We start from the raw sequence: 16,028 nt of genomic DNA, 5'->3' as shown, positions 1-16,028 counted from the left end.
CCGATGCGGAAAACGGGAAAAAGATTCGGGCCGCGATTCGCACCCGTCCGGGACATTTTTCGCACCCACCAGGCGATGCAAGACACGAAGGCTCCCGGCTAACGGAAAAAGCGATGCGTCGCGCGGCCGTTTTTCACACTTGGGCGCTTCGGTACTCGGAGGGCAGCATGCCCGTCTCTTCCCGGAACTGTCTGCTGAAATACCGGTGGTCGAGAAAGCCGCATTCCTCCGCGATGTCGGCAATCGGCTTCGCCGTCTGCAGCAGCAGCGCCTTCGCCTTCGCGATGCGCAGCTCCTTGATATAGTCGGGGAACGGCTTGCCGATCAAATCGCGGAAGCTTTTGCTGAAATGCCCCCGGCTCATATGGAGCGTCCGGGCGACGTACACTTGCGTAATTTTGGCGTCCATATTCGTCTTGACCCAATCGGCCGCCCGCAAAATGCGCAGCGTCACGTCCTCCGGATACGCCGCGGCCTGCAGATGCCGCCGCAGCCTGTCGCGCAGCTCGGACAGAAACGACTCCCACGCCGGCCGATCGCCGATCGCATCGATCCGGTTCAGCCAATCGCGAAGAAACGGCGCGTGCAAGGTCCGGTTCCATTCGACGAGCCAATAGTGCGCCACTTTTTGCAGCTTCGGCACGGGCGGGCGCAGCTCCGCCAGCTCCCTTCGCAGCCTCTCGAACTCGTCGTCCTTCATCGTCCAATGGAGCGGAAGCCACTCGACCATCCGCTGCTGCAGCCGATTCTCGTCCTCGTCGGACCATTCGGTCCGCCCGGCCGGCGCCGCCCCCTCTTGAGGCGCCCCTTCCGCAAGCTCGTTCAGCCGGCGGACGACCCGCCGCAGCGCCTCTTCCATGCTTTCCTGCTCCAGCTCGGTTTTCACGATGTAGTCGATCGCCCCCAGTCGGAGCGCATCCCGGACATAATGGAAATCTTCGTGGCACGTCAGCACGATGACGCGGACGTGGGGATAGCGCTCCTTGACGCTCCGCATCAGATCGAAGCCGTTCATGACCGGCATCGACAAGTCGGTGACGAGCAGGTCGACGGGATGCCCGCCCATCCACTCCAGCGCTTTTTCCCCGTTCGCCGCCTCGCCCGCGATCTCGATGCCGAAATCGTTCCACGGCATCGTCGTGATCAGCCCTTTGCGCACGAAATATTCGTCGTCCACGATCAACGCCCGGATCACGATTCGCCCTCCTCCCTCTCGTAACGAATGTCCGCTCCGCCGTCCGTCCGACGGCCTCCGTTCGCGCCTGCCGGGATGCGGAATTCCATCGTCGTCCCTCTATCCGGCGAGCTGCTGACCCGAAGCCCTTCCTCGTCGCCGAAATGAACGCCCAGCATCGTGTTCACATAGTTCAGTCCGATGCCCATGCCGACTTTTTCCTTCTCGGGCACGTCCTTCCGCAGCAGCTTGGCGACCTGCTCCGGAGTCATCCCTTTGCCGTTGTCCTTGACCTTCACGGTGATATACCGGTTTTCCTCGTCGGCCGCTACGGTCAGCTCGATCGCGCTTCCTTCGTCCGGCTGCCCGTGATAAAGCGCATTCTCGAGAAGCGGCTGCAGCAGAAAGCGCGGCACCGGCACTTCGAGCGCCCGCGGATCGGCATGGATCGATACCGGAAATTCGTAGTGGTAGCGGATTTGCTGCAGCGCCACATAGTCGCGCAGCGCCTCGATCTCCTTGCGCAGCGGCACGAGCCCCCCGTCCTTGCCCAAATTGTAGCGGAGCAGCCGGATGAACACGGTGACGAGACCGACGATCTCTTGCTCGCCCTTCGCCTTGGCCAGCCACTGCACCGTGTTGAGCGTGTTGTACAGGAAATGCGGATTGATCTGCGCGACCAGCTTCTCAACCTCCAAATGCCGCTTGTCCTCCTCCCGTCTCTTCAGCTCGCTCAGAAGCGACCAGATGTTGACGCGCATGTCGCGGAATTTGTTCAGCAGCACGTCGAATTCGACGATTTGCGTAGGCCGGATCGGCTCGCGGATCCGCCTCTCGTCGTCGAACCGGCTGTCGCCCAGCTCGCGGATTTCCCGGTTCAACTTGCGCAGAGGGAAATCGAACAGACGCCATATGGACCAGCCGACGCCCGCGCTGAACAACAGCGACGCCGCGCCGATCGCAAGCCAGGCGATCGTCCAGCTTTTGATTTCCCGCTGGAAATTCGACTTGTGCACGATCGCATAGATCGACCAGCCCTGCTCGCCGCTAGTCTCGCGGAAGTAGTAATAATCGTCGGCGATCCGGTACCGTTCTTCCCCAGATCCTACCGGCAGCGCGGAGCCGGGCGGGAACAGCGTCTCGTCTTGGCTGAAAACGATCGTGCCGGACTCGTCCGTCAGCGCCTGCGTCACGTTCATGCCGTACTGGCGGCCGTTCAACAGCCGGTCGTACAAGCCGGCGCTCGTCTCCGCATACAAGGTCATGGCGGAGTTTTGCATAATATTGACCGGACGCGAAACGGCCAGCACGAGTTCCTCCCCGTAGGCGAGCGTCCGGCGAGGGCCGTAATACGTCACGCCCTTCCTCGTCGTCAGCGACGGCATGTCGGACGGCTTCGCGTCGGCACGGAACGGCTGGTTTTGATAAAACGTTTCGCCCGTTTCGGGATCGTACATATAAAAAAGACCCGTGTCGGGATTCGTGAAGCTGACGAGCTGCAAATGCTCGTACACTTGCTGGCTGAGCAAATACCGTTCCACGGGGTCTGTCGACCGGTACAGCAGCTGCAGGTTTTTGCCGGTCAGCTGCTGCGCGACGTAGTTCAAATTGGCGTACGATTTTTCGAGATTCTCGCGCGCTTGAAGGAGCGTGCTCTGGATGCCGTTCGCCGCTTTGTTATCCAAAATGACGAAGATGACGTAGTAGGACACGGCGCCGATCAGCATAATCGGGACGACCGTGCTGACGAGCAGCCCGACGAACAGCTTTTGGCGGAACGATCGGGGAGGCCGTTCCTCCGGAGGACGGCGGAATCGGCGATAAAACGCTTTCATCATGTCTCACATCCTTGGGCTCGGTCATAAGGCGTATATTCCATTATAAACCGGATCGCCCTGCGGCCGTGAGGTGAAAATGGCGTTCGGCATGTGGAATTTTGTATCGGGGTTGGGCCGGCGGCAAGTCCGGTCGGCGCGAAAAACCCCGGGGTTCTTATCCCCCGGGGTCCGACTTGGGCGTTTCGCACTCGCCCTTCCTCTCATCGAGCATGCCGCCCGCCTGGCTCGTCTTTACAAATCCAGCTCGTCGAGCCCGTCCAGATCAAGATCGGAGCCCGCCTTCGCATAGTTGATCACTTTTTCCTCGAAAAAGTCCGTTTTCGTCTGGTTGAAGTTGGTGAACTGGCGGATGAACGGCAGCGGGTCTTGATCGACCTCGGGATAAAGCGGCGTCAAGCCGATCGCTTCCAGCCGGTAGTTGGAAATATAGCGCAAATATTGCTCGATCAACGCGATGTTCAACCCCTGGATCCGGTCCCCGATCGCATAAGCCGCCCATTCCGACTCGTAGTCGAGCGCCACCTTCATCATTTCGCGCAGCTCCGCCTCGAGCGCGGGCGTGAACAGCTCCGGCTGCTCCTTGCGCAGCTCGCGGAACATGTTCTGGAACAGCGCCAAATGCGTCAGCTCGTCGCGGTTGATATATTTGATTTCCGTGCCGACGCCGGTCATTTTGCCGAAGCGGGCGAGGTTGTAGAAGAAGCTGAAGCCCGCGTAGAAGTAGATGCCTTCCAGGATGTAGTTCGCCATCATCACCTTGACGAAGCCTACCTCGGACTGCCGGTCGATGAACTCCTGGTAGCAGTCGGCGATGTACCGGTTGCGCTTCAGCAGGAACGGGTCCTTGACCGCGATGTCGTAAATGCGCTGCTGCTGCTCGGGACCGACGATGCTCTCCAAAACGTAGCCGTAGCTTTGCGAATGAAGCGCCTCTTGGTACGTCTGGATGTTGAGCAGCAGGTTGACCTCGGGCAGCGTGACATAGTCGTTGATGTTCGGCAAGTTGACCGTCTGCAGCGAATCGAGAAAGACGAGAAACGAAATGACTTTGTCGAACGTCTCCCGCTCCGCCGTTTCCAGCGTTTCGTACTGCATTTTATCTTGGCCGAGCGAAATTTCTTCCGGAATCCAAAAGTTTTGCATCATCGTCTTGTACAGCGGATACGACCAGCCGTACTTGTTGTTGCTCAGCATCATCAGGTTGGACGTCTCGCCGCCGATGAGCCGGCGTTTGCCGTAGCTCGTGTCGGCTTGCGGGTTGAACAGCGGTTTCGGTTGAAGCATGGATGCGGGCACCTCCGGGATGGTTGGGAATGTTCCTAATCAGGCCGAGCAGGATACGCAGTCCTCCACCTCGAGGCTGCGGCTGCGCGTGTAATAAATCGTCTTCATGCCGGACTCCCAGGCGGACACGTACAGCTTGGCGATGTCCGCCGCCTTCGTCTGCGGCGTCACGTACAGGTTGAAGCTTTGCGATTGGTCGATATGGCGCTGGCGGGCGGCGCAAGCGCGGATGCTCCACGACTGGTCGATCTTGTGCGCCTCCTTGTACAGCCAGAACGTCTCCGGCGTCAAGTCCGGCGCGACGATCGGCACGACCGCCTTCTTCTTCTCGTCCAAGTACAGCTTGTCGTAGATCGGGTCGATGCTTTGCGTCGAGCCGCCGTACTGCGAGCTCGAGCCGTTGGGCGCGACCGCCATCAAGTAGCCGTTGCGCATGCCGAGCCGCGCGACCCGTTCCGCCAGCGCCTTCCAACGCTCGCTCGTGTAGCCCCTCCGCTCGAAGTAAGCGCCCGTTTCCCATTCGGACCCTTCGAACACGGGGTACGCCCCCTTCTCCTCGGCCAGCCCGCAGCTCGCCTCGATGGCGTAATAGTTGATCGTCTCGTACAGCTCGTCCGCCTTGCGGATATGCTCCTCCGACTCCCACGGAATGCCGTTCAGCGCCAGCATATGATGGTAGCCGAACGTGCCGATGCCGATGGCGCGGTATTGCCGGTTCGTCAGCTCCGCTTCCTTGACCGGCAGCCGGTTGACGGTGATGACGTCGTCGAGCATGCGCACCATGACGGGGACGACCTCGGCGACCGTTTGCTCCGTATGCACCCGGCCGAGATTGATCGAGCCGAGGTTGCATACGACGAAGTCGCCGGCGGTCCGCATTTCCGCCACCGCCTCGTTGCCGTCCTCGTCCCGCACGATCGTACGGCGCACTTCCCCGCCCGGCGACATGTTTTGGGCGATTTCGGTGCACAGGTTGCTCGAATAGATGACGCCCGCATGCTTGTTCGGATTCATCCGGTTGACCGTGTCGCGGAAAAACTGGAACGGCGTTCCCGTCTCCGTATTCGAGCGGATGATCTCCTTGAGCAAATCGAGCGGGTTCACCTCGACCTTCGGAATGTCCGGGTGATCGACGCACGCCCAATACCGCTTCGAAAATTCGCCCTCTTCCCCTTCCGTCTCGTCGAAGAAGTCTTCCAGGCTCCAGCCCGTCGCCTTGCGCACCTCGTGCGGGCACATCAAGTAAAACTTGCCGTCGCGCACGCGCGTTTCTTTTTTCAGCTGACGCATGAACAAATCCGGAATCGACACGGCGGGGAAAATGTCGTGCGCCTTGCGCCGGTCGTCCCCGTTGTTCGTCTTCAAGCTCAGAAACTCCCAAATGTCGCGGTGCCAAATGTCCAGCGTCACGCTGACCGCCCCGTTGCGCACCCCGAGCTGGTTGCAGGCGACCGCCGTGTCGTTCACGATGCGCACCCACGGGATGATGCCGCCGCTCGTTCCTTTGAAGCCGCGGATGTCGGAGTTCGTGGCGCGCACTTTGCCGATGTAGATGCCCATGCCGCCGCCGTACTTGCTCACTTGGCTGAACTTGTCCACGACGTCGAAAATCGAGTCGAGCGAATCGTCCATCGTGCCGATGAAGCAGCTGGACAGCTGATGGTGCGGCTTGCGCGCGTTCGCCATCGTCGGGGTCGCCACCGTCATCTGGAGCCGGGACATGACGTCGTAAAACATTTTCGCCCAATGCACCCGCTCCTCCGGCCGTTCCGCCAGAGCCAGCGCCATCGCCACGCCCATGAACGCCTCCTGCGGCAGCTCGTACACTTCCTTGCCGTAGCCGCGCACGCAGTACCGTTCCGCAAGCGTCTTCGCCCCTACGTACGTGAGCAGAAAATCGCGCTCCGGCTTGATGTACTCGCCCAGCTCGTCGACCTCCCGCTTCTTGTAGCCTTGCAGCACGTAGGCGCCGTACAAGCCGAGGTCGGTCAGCATCCGCAGCAGCTTGTGGAACGGCCCGTAGCCGAACCGCGTCTTGCCGTAGCCGCGGCTGATCGCCGCCTCCTTGTACAGGTCGTACAAGTACAGCCGCGCCGCCACCTTGTCCCAGCCCGGCTCCGATACGGTCGTCCGCTCCGCCGCCGTCTGGATCAGGATGCGCTGGATTTCCTTCGTGCGCATCCCCTCCTTCAGCTGGGGCAGCAGCGCCTGCTCCAGCTCGAGCGCCGGCAAGCCGCTGTCCGCTACGGCGAAATCGATCACTTTTTTGAATTTGGCGAACTCCATCTGTTCCGTCGTGCCGTTCCGTTTCAGTACGTTCATCGTCGTCCGTTCCCCTCGTCCCGTAAATTAAGATCCGTTGCCTTGCCGTGCATACCAAAAAGAGCATTCCGGCGTCTTGTCGCGAAGAAGACGCTGAAATGCCCTAACGAAAACCCGACCCGAAGCAGGCGGGAATACGATCCGTCACCATTCCAACACCTCCCTATCCGCGTAGGTACAACCGTGTGGCACGAAAACAGGCAGGTCTCCTGGCTCAAGGATCTTCGTCTCCGTCGGCCTTCCCGGTCGGGCGACCAGTGGCGCATGGCGGCGGAGACTCCCCTATTACAGTGGCGGGACCGCGTCGAACTTGCATCGAACTTCCCTATTAAGCTTATGGCGGCGCCTGAAGGCGTCCGGCATGAAGCACCTGTTTCCACAATATGTAGTTGTGCGAACTCTATTAAAACTCAATATATGGGGTTTGTCAATCCTTTTCGTCAAACATCGCCAACTTTTGCATACGGACGGCCCAAACGGAGAATATTGAATGTGGTTCATCAAAATAAGGAGGATGCGAATCGTGAGCAACGTCAATCTGGTTATCGTGTATTACAGCTCCACCGGAACGAACTACAAGCTCGCCCAAGCGGCGGCGGAAGGAGCCAAGGAGCTCGGCGCGGACGTGAAAATCGTGCGCGTGCCGGAAACCGCTCCGGAGTCGGCGATCGCCTCCAACCCGGCGTGGAAGGTGCACGTCGAAGCGACGAAGGACGTCCCCGAGGTGACGCACGCCGACATCGAGGCGGCCGACGCGATCATCTTCAGCGTGCCGACGCGCTTCGGCAACATGCCTTCGCAAATGAAGCAGTTTCTCGATACGACCGGCGGTCTCTGGTTCCAGGGCAAGCTCGTCAACAAAGTCGTCTCCGCGATGACGAGCGCGAGCAACCCGCACGGCGGCCACGAGGCGACCGTCCTGTCGCTGTACACGTCGATGTACCACTGGGGCGCCATCGTCGCCGCTCCGGGCTATACCGATCCGATCACGTTCCAGGCGGGCGGCAACCCGTACGGCACGAGCGTGACCGCGAACGAAAGCGGAGAAATCGACGACGCCGTGCTGCAGGCGGCCAAGCATCAAGCCCGCCGCACGGTAACCGTGGCCGGCTGGGTGAAGGCGGGCCAAGGCAAGTAAACGAGCAGCGCATAAAATAACCCCCGGACGAGGACGACGAAGCGATTCGTCCCCGGCTCGGGGGTTATTGCGTATGCGAAGGCCGAAGCCGGACCGGCCGGCTCAAGCGCCGGGGCGCGTCGCCGCCACGAGCGCCTGCGCCATCCGGCCGATCGGCAGCTGCTTCTCCACGGCGCCGAGCGCGAGCGCCGCCTTCGGCATCCCGTATACGACGCTCGTCGCCTCGTCCTGCCCGTACGTCCGGCCGCCCTGCCGGCGGATGGACAGCAGCCCCTTCGCGCCGTCGCTGCCCATCCCGGTCAGCAGGACGCCGATCGACCGGCTTCCGGCCGTCTGCGCCACCGATTCGAACAGGACGTCGACGGACGGACAATGGCCGCTGACCCGGTCGCCCTTGAAAATGTCGACGCGGTAGCCGTCGCCGTACCGCTTCAGCTTCATCTGGCATTCGCCGGGAGCGATGAGCACTCGCCCCGGCAAGACCGGGTCGCCGGACGCCGCCTCCTTGACGGCGAACGCCGTCTCCCGGTCGAGCCGCTCGGCGTACGACCGGGTAAAGCCCGGAGGCATATGCTGCACGACGACGATGCCCGGCATATCGGCCGGCAGCATCGACAGCAGCAGATGCGTCGCCTCCGTCCCGCCCGTCGAGGCGCCGACGGCGATGACCCGGGCCGCCGCCGAAGCGGGAGCGGCCGCGGGCCGCGCCCCGATCGCTCCCGCGACGTCGGAGGCGGTCGCGACGATCGCCTTCGCCGCGAGCTCGCGAAGCAGCTCCGGCCGCATCTTCGCGACGTCGTCGACGACGACGACGTCCGGCCGGAACGAGGCGAGCTTCGCCCGGGCCTCGACCGGGCCGCGAGCCGTCTCGATCGCGGCGACGCCCGGCGCTTCCCCGAGCGTACGCGCCATTTTCGCGCGGAACAGCGCCGAGGCGTCCACGATCAGCACGTTGATTCGTTTATCGGGCCGTTCGAACAAGGGGCGTGCTTGCATTCGGCTCAAGCGGATCACTCCAGACGGTATGTCGTGATGCGGTGCGAGGCGGGGATGAAGCCCCCGGCAGCGCACGCCAAAAAACCCGGTACCTGCGTACGGTACCGGGCGTCGTCGTCTGCTTGGGCACGAATGCGCTCGCGCGGCGGCAGCTGGCTGACATGGCACGCGAACGTACGGAAGTCCCTATAGCTTTGCGTCCTTCCCTTTCGAGAAGTTTGCGGACGCGAAACGTCGTTCGCGCGTATTTATGAAGGTATATGGCCAATATACTACATCGACCGAGCCTTGTAAATCGAATGTGTCCCCCGGCGCGGGTCCAAAGTCCCGCGATACCGCCGGCGTCCGAACGGACGCGGGCTCAGTCGCCTCCCCCGCCGCAGCCCGAGGAGCACGACGAGGAGCTGCACGAGGAGCTTCCCCCGTCCGAGCCGCCGCCGGAATCGGACCCTCCGCCGGAATCGGAGCCGGAATCGCCGTTCGAGCCGTCTCCGCCTTCCCCGTCGTAAGCGGTGCAGGCGGAGCCGCCGCAGGACGATTGGTTGCGCTTCTCCTCCTCCGGCAGCACCTCCTCCATCCGCCGCTCGTAATCGAGCGGGTCGGTCATCGAGAACAGCAGCATCGACGAGGCGAGCATCCCGTAGCCGGCCGAATCGGTGAACGCCGCGTTCGGCGACCGCGCTTCCTGGCGCACGGCCGCTTGCGGAGACGATGCCGCGGCCCGGTTGGCCGCGATCTGCTCCTTCATTCGCCGGACGAGCAGTCCGATCGTCCGCCCCGCCTCCGGATTGCGTTCCGACGAAGCGCGGTTGAACACCGCTCCTACGATCGAATCGTCCGATTCCGTCTCGAACGTCCGGATGAGCTTCTCGTCGAGCGGGTGGCGGAAAAAGCCGCGCCAGATTTGCCCGCTGTACGGCGTCGGCACGAACAGCTGGCTGTATACCCAGTCGAACCAGGCCCGTTCCCCCGGCATCGGCACCGCCTCCCCATGGGGAGCGTGGTGGACCGTCCGGCCGTTCCAGCTTTCGCAAAACGTCTCGTATTCCCGCGTAAACATGAGCATTTCGTGCCAGATGTCGTCCACTTCCGAGCTGAACATCGGCACGCTTTTCAGTACCGCATTCAGGAGCAAATACCGTTTCAGCTCGAGCAGCTTCCAGTCGTACTCCGCTTCCGTCATCCGCGGGTACTTATCCAAGACGCGGCGCTTCAGCGAGCTGCCGAACGACGCGGCGAACGCCCGCTCCAGCCGTTCGGCCGTTTCCGTCAACGGCACGTCCGGCGCCAGCCCCAGCTTCTCGGGCAGCGCGCCGGTCCTATAAGGCTCGCGGGCGTTCTGCGGCGCACGCGGCGCCCCGCCTCCGCCTCCCGCGCTTCGGCTTCCTTGCCGGTTCGAGGCGCTGCGGAGCAGCGCCAGCACGACGAACAACACGATGACGATGACGATAATCGCTTCCATAGTCCGTTGTCTCCTTCCGAACGCTTTTCTTCCCACTATAGCACGAAAGGTTTGGTATAATATAGGCGCAAACCATTTTCCGACGAACGTTCCGAACGAGAGAAGAGGGATCCGAACATCGATGCGAACCAATAAACTGCTTGTCCTCGCCGTTCTCGAGCTCGTCATCGCGCTCGCTTTCGCCGCCGCCACCGCGGTCGTCCTCCTGTACGAGCGGGACGACGTCTGGCTGCAGGCGGTACTCGTGCTCGGCGGCTTGGCCGGGCTGCTGAACGGCGCTTACCTGCTCAAGCAGCGCAACGCGGCGAGACGCGCGCCGCGGAGACGCCCGGATCCGGCCGCGAAACGAAAACGGTAACGGCCGGCTCGCCGGCGGCGGACGTAAAAAACGGCTCCGATCGGAGCCGTCCCGTTTTCACGCCTTGATATATTTGCTCGCCTTCTCGATCGCTTCGTCCTCGGTCGGCGCCGTTATATACCGTCCGTTGACGAAGATGAACGCCGCTCGCGAGCACGGGCCGCAATACGACTTGCAGCCCACCTTGACGTCCGCGTCCGGAGCCAGCTTTTGCAGCTTGGCCAGCGTCGTCTTCATTTTCATATGTTTGCATTTGTCGCAAATGCGGATGTCGTTGGCCATGTACCGTCAGTCCCTTTTCCGTCCGGCGCCGGCAATCGCGTCTTAATGGTCGCCGGTATTGCCTTTGCTCGGGTTCGTGATGACGAAACCTTCGTTAGGCAAATACAAGTAATCGATTTTGACGCCGTCCAGCATCGGCTCGTTTTTCTCCATTACGACTTCGATGCCTTTATCCGTTTGGACCAAGATATCGTCTTCGGTAAGCTCGTCCAAGCCGAGCGCGTAGTGCACATGATTGCCGTGCGAGAAGTCTACCTTCACCCGCACCTTCAGCCCCTGATTTTCCTCCTGCTCCAATTCCTTCAGCAGCACTTTCGCCGCATTTCTCGTAATTTTGACGTTCATGCGTAAACCTCTCCTTCTATGACGTGTGCGCTTTTCCCACATGATACCACGTTTTGGCGGCATCGTCTAACTTTTGTGGACTTCCCCTCCCCAAACCGATAAAATATGGGAGTACGAACTCCGAACCCGAGGTGAAGCGATGCTATCGTTTTATAAAAAATATTACAAGACCGTGTTCGACATCGGCTTGATGGTGTTGACCGTTTACTTGTTCATGCTGGCGTTCAGCTACCTGTACCGGATCGCCACGCCGATTTTCCTCGCGTTCGTCATCTTCGCGATCATCGAGCCGTTCGCGCGGTTTTTGAACCGCAAAGGGCTGAAAAAGTCGATCGCCACGTCGATTTCGACGCTGCTGTTCGTCGTCGTCCTGCTCGGCGTCATTATCGGGGCGGGGGCGATTTTCACGGCGCAAATTTATCAGCTGACGCAAAAAATTCCCGACTACGCCCGCATTCTGCAGGAGCAGATCGTCAACAATATGGGATATTGGCAGTCGAAGCTCGACGCGCTCCCCCCGGATTGGATCGACCGGACGAAGGAATATTCGACCGTCGTAACCGACAAGGGCGCCGCGCTCGCGACCGCGTTTTTGGGCGGATTGTTCGGCATGCTGACGTCGGTGTCGTCGTTCGTGTTCAACTTCGCCATCGGCATCATCCTCGCTTATTTCTTGAGCGTGGAAATCGAATCTTGGAAGCGCCTTGCGACGGAGAAGACGCCGCGGACGTTCAAGACCGCGTTCTTTTTCCTCAGGGAGAACGTGTTGAAGGGCATCGTCACGTATATCAAGGCGCAGTCCAAGCTGATCGCGCTGACGTTCGCCGTCATCTTCGTCGCCCTGCTGCTGCTCGGCGTGAAGAATGCGTTCTCGATCGCGCTGTTGTCCGCCATCTTCGACGTGCTGCCGCTGCTCGGCGTATCGACCGTGTTCATCCCGTGGATCATCTATTTGTTCGTCGTCGGCAACGTCAAGCTGGCTATATGGCTAACGGTGCTTCTGGCCGTCGTCATCGGCACCCGGCAAATTCTCGAGCCGAAAATTACCGGCGATTCGCTCGGCGTATCGGCCTTCACGATGCTGGCGTTCATGATTGTCTCGCTTTCGCTGTTCGGCGTGGCCGGCGTCATTTTGTCGCCGGTGCTGATCATTCTGATCAAGGCGCTGTACGATCAAGGCTATTTGCGCCGCTGGATCCGGCTTCCCGAGGAGGAATACGACAAGCGCGCGGTGTAGCCGGTCACTTCAAGCCGTACTTCCGTTCGGCCCGGCCGGCGAATACGTTCATCGCGAACAGCGTCACCGCGATATCGTCGATCGGCACGAACGGGAGCGCATCCGGAAGCACCCAATAGAGCAGGACGGGAACGCCGAACAGCAGCTTCTCCCTGACCGGGACGCGCGGCGACGCGAGCAGCCGGCCTACGCGGCGCACGACCAAGCTCCAATGCTTGTACGACAGCAGCTTCCGCAGCATTCGGCTTTCTCCCCCTCGTTCATCGATATTCGTTAGTATGCGGGTTTTTCGCAAAAAAAATTTGTATGCGGGCTTCCGGCACCGTAGAAGGAGATCCTCATGCCCGTCAAATGGCTCGTAGCGGGCGACTTGCTCGTCCTCTTCCTGTTCGTGCTGATCGGCCGGCACGACCATGCGATGACGTTCTCGCTGTCCGCCGCGCTCGAAACCGCTCTTCCGTTCGCGCTCGCCTGGGCCGTCGCGCTCGGCGTCCTGCGGACGTACCGGTCCCGGACCGTATCCGCTCCGGGCAAGGCGGTGCTGTATGCGCTGCTCACCTGCCTGGTCGCCGTGCCGCTCGGCTTGCTGCTCCGCTCCGTCTGGCTCGGCCGGCTGCCGAACGGTTCGTTCGCCGTCGTAGCGTTCCCCTTGATCGCCGCCTTTATGTCCGTGTGGCGGCTTGCCTGCGCTTTGATCGTTCGGCGGATCGGTCGCTGAGCGGTAACTCCCCCTCTTGAACATAACCTCGCCCTCCCAAACGGATCGGGCCGCGCACCGCAGTCCGACAACCTGCGTACGCGGCCCGATCCGTTTGGCGGAAGCGGCTTCTTCTTACTCGGCCGAAAGCCGGGTCATTTGCCACATGACGGGCGATACCCGGATCTGTTCCCCCAGCCATTCCTGGGCGATGGCTTGGAAGACGCCCGGATTGCCGCTGCAAAAAAAGCGGTGGACCGGCAGCTTGCCCGACTGCGCGAGCTGCCCGCGATGATACAGGATGGCGCTGATTTCGCGGGCGGTCTCGTCGGCCGAGCTGATGAGCGACACGCGCGGACCGACGACCTCCGACAAAGCCGGAGCCAAAAACGGATAATGCGTACAGCCGAGAATGAGGCAATCGATCGGGCTGTTCGCCAACGGCCGAAGCGATTCGGCGACGACTTGCCGGGCCTCCTCCGACCGGAACATCCGATTTTCCACCAGCGGCACAAGCTTGGGGCAGGCCAGGCTCACGACCTGAATCGTCGGGCTGATCGACTGGAGCGCTTGCTGGTAAGCGCCGCTGCGGATCGTATTTTCCGTACCGATGACGCCGACGCAGCCGTTTTTCGTCTTCTTGATCGCCGCCCGCGCTCCCGGGTGGATGACGCCGACCACGGGGATATCGACCTGCGACCGGATGCGCTGCAGGGCGATCGCCGTTGCGGTGTTGCAGGCGATGACGATCATTTTCGGTTGAAATTGAAGCAAGTATCCTACGATTTGCTCCGTGAACTCCATTACTTCGTCTGCGGCCCGGGGACCGTACGGCGCTCTCGCATTATCGCCGAAGTAAATGATTTCTTCCTGCGGCAGCTGTCGCATCACTTCTTTGGCGACCGTCAGCCCCCCGACCCCGGAATCCAATATCGCGATCGCTCGTTGCACGTCACTCGCTTCCTTTATCTCGGTAGAATGAAGGCTACATCTTACCATATGAGCGCCCGCTCGGAAACGTACCCGTGATAGGCGTTTGACGGGGTCTCGCCGCCGCTCACGCCGGTTGGAGAGCGCAAAAAACCCGGGCGCTTCCCCGCCCGGGTCCGTCGTCACTTCTGCAATTCGTCCAGCGTGCCGAATTCGTAGCCTTCTTTCTTGATTTCTTTCAGAATACGGTCCATCGCCTCGATGTTTTCCTTCGACGCCTGATGCATCAAAATGATGTTGCCGTCGTGCAAATTGCCGGTGACGTCGTTGAACGGATCGTCCGCCCCGTTTTTGCGCGGCTCCCAATCCTTCATCGCCGTCGACCAGAAGTACGACGTATAGCCGAGATCGGACATCAGCGACAGCAAATGCAGGCTGTATTTGCCGTAAGGGAACCGGAAATATTTCGTCGGCTCCTTGCCGGTAATGTCCTTGTACAGCTTCTCGTATTCGGCGACCTCCTTCTTCACCTGGTCGTCCGTCAAGGTCGTAAAGTCTTTGTGCGTAATCGAGTGATTGCCGACCGTATGCCCTTCCTCGAGCAGCAGCTTGATGTAATCCGGATTGTTCTTCAAGTTGTAGCCCGTTACGAAAAACGTCGCCTTCACGTCGTTATTTTTCAACGACGCCAGCAGCGTCTTGTAGTCGAGCAGCTCGCCGCCGACGTCGATCGTCAAATATACTTTTTTGCCCGTTCCGACCCATACCGCCTTTTGCTCCGGCTTAAGCTGTTTGACTTCCGCGGGAAAGCCGGGCACCTCGCCCTTCTTCTTCTTCATGTAGTACCAGGAAACCGCCTTCGTCTCGGCTGTCGTCGGCTTGACGGCCGGCTTCTCCGGCTGTTTCTCCGGTGCGGGCGTTTCCGTTTTCGGCTCGGGCTTCGGTTCGTCCTTCGGCACCGGCTTCGGGTCCGGCTCCTTCTTCGGCTCTTCGGCGGGCTTCTCCTCGGCCTTGGCCGGCGGAGCGACGGTACCGCCTCCGGCGTTCGGCTTCGCGCCCCCCGCCGCGCTTCCGCCATCACCGGACGCGGGGGCCTTCACCTCGCCCGAAGGGGCGGTTTGCGGAGGCGTCCGCTCCCCGGAATCGGAGCAGGCGGACAGCACCGTCCCCGCGGATAACATGACGGCCAGCAGCACTTTGGCTTTGCGCATCGAATCCCTCCCTCTCCGACTAAAGGATTCGACATCGTCCGTCGTTTTCCTGTCGAGAAATGCGGATTAATCGGCTTTTCCGCCGCGCTGAATGCGCCAAAGCGCGATATGAAGAAGCGAGATGAGGACGAAGGCGACGAGCGCGAGAAACGGAATCGTCACGAAGCCGAACCAGTTGATATATTCCGCGTCGCAAGGCACGATGCCGCACGAGAACGAATTGGACGGGAACCAGTCGGTCTTCTCCATCAAGTAATGGTAAGTCGAGATGCCCGCGCCGAGCACCGTCATCGGCAGCACGTAGACGTAGATTGAAAGCTGCTTGCGGACGGCGGCGATGCCGAGCAGGAACACCTGCGGGTACATCAGGATGCGCTGATACCAGCACAGCTTGCACGGCAAATACCCCTTCACCTCGGAAAAGTACAGGCTGCCGAGCGTCGCGACGAGCGCGATCGCCCACGAGAGATGGAGGGCGTTTTCGTTCATGAATTTGCGGAATTTCACCGGTATTCTCCTTTGCGTTAACGGGATGCGGCTTGCCGTGGAACGGTCCGCTTGGGTTCGGACGGCGTTCCGATCGCGTACGTTCATCGAAGCGAAAGTCCGCTCGTCTCCATTATAGTGGATCGGCCCCCTTCCCGGAAGCATCGAAAACGGGAAAGGGGTCGGCTTGTTCGTGCGGACGATGCCGGCGGTACGGACGGATTGGAGGACGAAGGCTCGAACCTGCGATTCCGGCGTTGACAAGCGT

At 60.9% G+C, this 16,028-nt stretch carries 16 protein-coding genes and 2 riboswitches; of the genes, 4 read left to right on the top strand and 12 right to left on the bottom strand.

The genetic code is table 11. The annotated features are described in order from the left end of the window. Positions 1-133: 133 nt before the first annotated feature. The 4 genes from DLM86_RS04005 to DLM86_RS03990 all read right to left on the bottom strand — a co-directional run bounded on the left by DLM86_RS04005 (position 134) and on the right by DLM86_RS03990 (position 6,618). Positions 134-1,195, bottom strand: coding sequence for a helix-turn-helix domain-containing protein (locus DLM86_RS04005; protein ID WP_110838691.1), 1,062 nt, complete (start codon positions 1,193-1,195; stop codon positions 134-136). Then, positions 1,192-3,012, bottom strand: a complete 1,821-nt coding sequence (locus DLM86_RS04000; protein WP_110838690.1) for a cache domain-containing sensor histidine kinase — start codon at positions 3,010-3,012, stop codon at positions 1,192-1,194. The genes DLM86_RS04005 and DLM86_RS04000 overlap by 4 nt, the downstream gene beginning before the upstream one ends. 231 nt (positions 3,013-3,243) lie before the next feature. Continuing rightward, the gene (locus tag DLM86_RS03995) at positions 3,244-4,296 is read right to left on the bottom strand and encodes a ribonucleotide-diphosphate reductase subunit beta (protein ID WP_110838689.1); all 1,053 of its coding nucleotides are present in this window, start codon (positions 4,294-4,296) and stop codon (positions 3,244-3,246) included. Positions 4,297-4,335: 39 nt separating this feature from the next. Beyond that, positions 4,336-6,618 carry a ribonucleoside-diphosphate reductase subunit alpha gene (locus DLM86_RS03990; protein WP_110838688.1) on the bottom strand — a complete coding sequence of 761 codons (2,283 nt, stop codon included), beginning with the start codon at positions 6,616-6,618 and terminating at the stop codon, positions 4,336-4,338. Between the two features lie 182 nt (positions 6,619-6,800). Beyond that, positions 6,801-7,007: riboswitch (cobalamin riboswitch) on the bottom strand. 125 nt (positions 7,008-7,132) lie between these two features. Here DLM86_RS03990 and wrbA point away from each other — a divergent pair. Then, on the top strand, positions 7,133-7,756 hold the full coding sequence (gene wrbA / locus DLM86_RS03985; RefSeq protein WP_245954374.1) for an NAD(P)H:quinone oxidoreductase: 624 nt from the start codon (positions 7,133-7,135) through the stop codon (positions 7,754-7,756). A gap of 102 nt (positions 7,757-7,858) precedes the next feature. Here wrbA and DLM86_RS03980 read toward each other — a convergent pair whose 3' ends face one another. Both DLM86_RS03980 and DLM86_RS03975 read right to left on the bottom strand, forming a co-directional pair. Further along, positions 7,859-8,752, bottom strand: coding sequence for a chemotaxis protein CheB (locus DLM86_RS03980; protein WP_110839170.1), 894 nt, complete (start codon positions 8,750-8,752; stop codon positions 7,859-7,861). A 144-nt stretch (positions 8,753-8,896) separates the two neighbouring features. Then, positions 8,897-8,985, bottom strand: a riboswitch (cyclic di-GMP riboswitch). 128 nt (positions 8,986-9,113) lie between these two features. Then, positions 9,114-10,214, bottom strand: coding sequence for a glycine-rich domain-containing protein (locus tag DLM86_RS03975; RefSeq protein ID WP_146250148.1), 1,101 nt, complete (start codon positions 10,212-10,214; stop codon positions 9,114-9,116). 121 nt (positions 10,215-10,335) lie between these two features. Between DLM86_RS03975 and DLM86_RS31995 the strand changes: the two genes are divergently transcribed. Further along, positions 10,336-10,572 carry a DUF2530 domain-containing protein gene (locus DLM86_RS31995; RefSeq protein WP_158289311.1) on the top strand — a complete coding sequence of 79 codons (237 nt, stop codon included), beginning with the start codon at positions 10,336-10,338 and terminating at the stop codon, positions 10,570-10,572. A gap of 57 nt (positions 10,573-10,629) precedes the next feature. On the opposite strand, the gene DLM86_RS03965 is transcribed toward DLM86_RS31995, so the two are convergent. Beyond that, entirely contained in the window at positions 10,630-10,854 is a 225-nt protein-coding gene (locus tag DLM86_RS03965) for a YuzB family protein (protein WP_110838684.1), read from the bottom strand. A 42-nt stretch (positions 10,855-10,896) separates the two neighbouring features. Continuing rightward, complete coding sequence (locus DLM86_RS03960; RefSeq protein ID WP_110838683.1) at positions 10,897-11,199, bottom strand: HesB/IscA family protein; 303 nt, start codon at positions 11,197-11,199, stop codon at positions 10,897-10,899. Between the two features lie 139 nt (positions 11,200-11,338). On the opposite strand from DLM86_RS03960, the gene ytvI reads away from it, so the two are divergent. Next, the gene (ytvI, locus tag DLM86_RS03955) at positions 11,339-12,436 is read left to right on the top strand and encodes a sporulation integral membrane protein YtvI (RefSeq protein ID WP_110838682.1); all 1,098 of its coding nucleotides are present in this window, start codon (positions 11,339-11,341) and stop codon (positions 12,434-12,436) included. Positions 12,437-12,440: 4 nt separating this feature from the next. On the opposite strand, the gene DLM86_RS03950 is transcribed toward ytvI, so the two are convergent. Beyond that, positions 12,441-12,677: a hypothetical protein gene (locus DLM86_RS03950; protein WP_110838681.1), complete on the bottom strand. Its 237-nt coding sequence runs from the start codon at positions 12,675-12,677 to the stop codon at positions 12,441-12,443. Between the two features lie 99 nt (positions 12,678-12,776). Here DLM86_RS03950 and DLM86_RS03945 point away from each other — a divergent pair, with 99 nt between their 5' ends. Further along, the gene (locus DLM86_RS03945; RefSeq protein ID WP_110838680.1) at positions 12,777-13,154 is read left to right on the top strand and encodes a DUF3054 domain-containing protein; all 378 of its coding nucleotides are present in this window, start codon (positions 12,777-12,779) and stop codon (positions 13,152-13,154) included. Positions 13,155-13,268: 114 nt separating this feature from the next. On the opposite strand, the gene racE is transcribed toward DLM86_RS03945, so the two are convergent. The 3 genes from racE to DLM86_RS03930 all read right to left on the bottom strand — a co-directional run bounded on the left by racE (position 13,269) and on the right by DLM86_RS03930 (position 15,781). Further along, a complete protein-coding gene (gene racE / locus DLM86_RS03940) occupies positions 13,269-14,084 on the bottom strand; it encodes a glutamate racemase (RefSeq protein ID WP_110838679.1) in 816 nt (271 codons plus the stop codon). A gap of 161 nt (positions 14,085-14,245) precedes the next feature. Further along, the gene (locus DLM86_RS03935) at positions 14,246-15,274 is read right to left on the bottom strand and encodes a polysaccharide deacetylase family protein (protein WP_110838678.1); all 1,029 of its coding nucleotides are present in this window, start codon (positions 15,272-15,274) and stop codon (positions 14,246-14,248) included. 66 nt (positions 15,275-15,340) lie between these two features. After that, on the bottom strand, positions 15,341-15,781 hold the full coding sequence (locus DLM86_RS03930) for a disulfide oxidoreductase (RefSeq protein WP_245954344.1): 441 nt from the start codon (positions 15,779-15,781) through the stop codon (positions 15,341-15,343). Positions 15,782-16,028 lie beyond the last annotated feature (247 nt).

The sequence above is a fragment of the Paenibacillus flagellatus genome (genome assembly GCF_003217775.1).
GTDB classification, from domain to species: Bacteria; Bacillota; Bacilli; order Paenibacillales; family NBRC-103111; genus Paenibacillus_AB; species Paenibacillus_AB flagellatus.
Note: the sequence above shows the minus strand (reverse complement) of the source record. Positions and strands in the feature narration are given on the sequence as shown.

Bases quoted from the DNA above. Each gene is read 5' to 3' on its own strand.
- DLM86_RS03990 (WP_110838688.1), bottom strand. From the start codon at position 6,618: ATGAACGTACTGAAACGGAACGGCACGACGGAACAGATGGAGTTCGCC.
- DLM86_RS03960 (WP_110838683.1), bottom strand. From the start codon at position 11,199: ATGAACGTCAAAATTACGAGAAATGCGGCGAAAGTGCTGCTGAAGGAA.
- DLM86_RS03965 (WP_110838684.1), bottom strand. From the start codon at position 10,854: ATGGCCAACGACATCCGCATTTGCGACAAATGCAAACATATGAAAATG.
- DLM86_RS03950 (WP_110838681.1), bottom strand. From the start codon at position 12,677: ATGCTGCGGAAGCTGCTGTCGTACAAGCATTGGAGCTTGGTCGTGCGC.
- DLM86_RS03980 (WP_110839170.1), bottom strand. From the start codon at position 8,752: ATGCAAGCACGCCCCTTGTTCGAACGGCCCGATAAACGAATCAACGTG.
- DLM86_RS03975 (WP_146250148.1), bottom strand. From the start codon at position 10,214: ATGGAAGCGATTATCGTCATCGTCATCGTGTTGTTCGTCGTGCTGGCG.
- ytvI (WP_110838682.1), top strand. From the start codon at position 11,339: ATGCTATCGTTTTATAAAAAATATTACAAGACCGTGTTCGACATCGGC.
- DLM86_RS03945 (WP_110838680.1), top strand. From the start codon at position 12,777: ATGCCCGTCAAATGGCTCGTAGCGGGCGACTTGCTCGTCCTCTTCCTG.
- DLM86_RS31995 (WP_158289311.1), top strand. From the start codon at position 10,336: ATGCGAACCAATAAACTGCTTGTCCTCGCCGTTCTCGAGCTCGTCATC.
- DLM86_RS04000 (WP_110838690.1), bottom strand. From the start codon at position 3,012: ATGATGAAAGCGTTTTATCGCCGATTCCGCCGTCCTCCGGAGGAACGG.
- DLM86_RS03935 (WP_110838678.1), bottom strand. From the start codon at position 15,274: ATGCGCAAAGCCAAAGTGCTGCTGGCCGTCATGTTATCCGCGGGGACG.
- wrbA (WP_245954374.1), top strand. From the start codon at position 7,133: ATGCGAATCGTGAGCAACGTCAATCTGGTTATCGTGTATTACAGCTCC.
- DLM86_RS03995 (WP_110838689.1), bottom strand. From the start codon at position 4,296: ATGCTTCAACCGAAACCGCTGTTCAACCCGCAAGCCGACACGAGCTAC.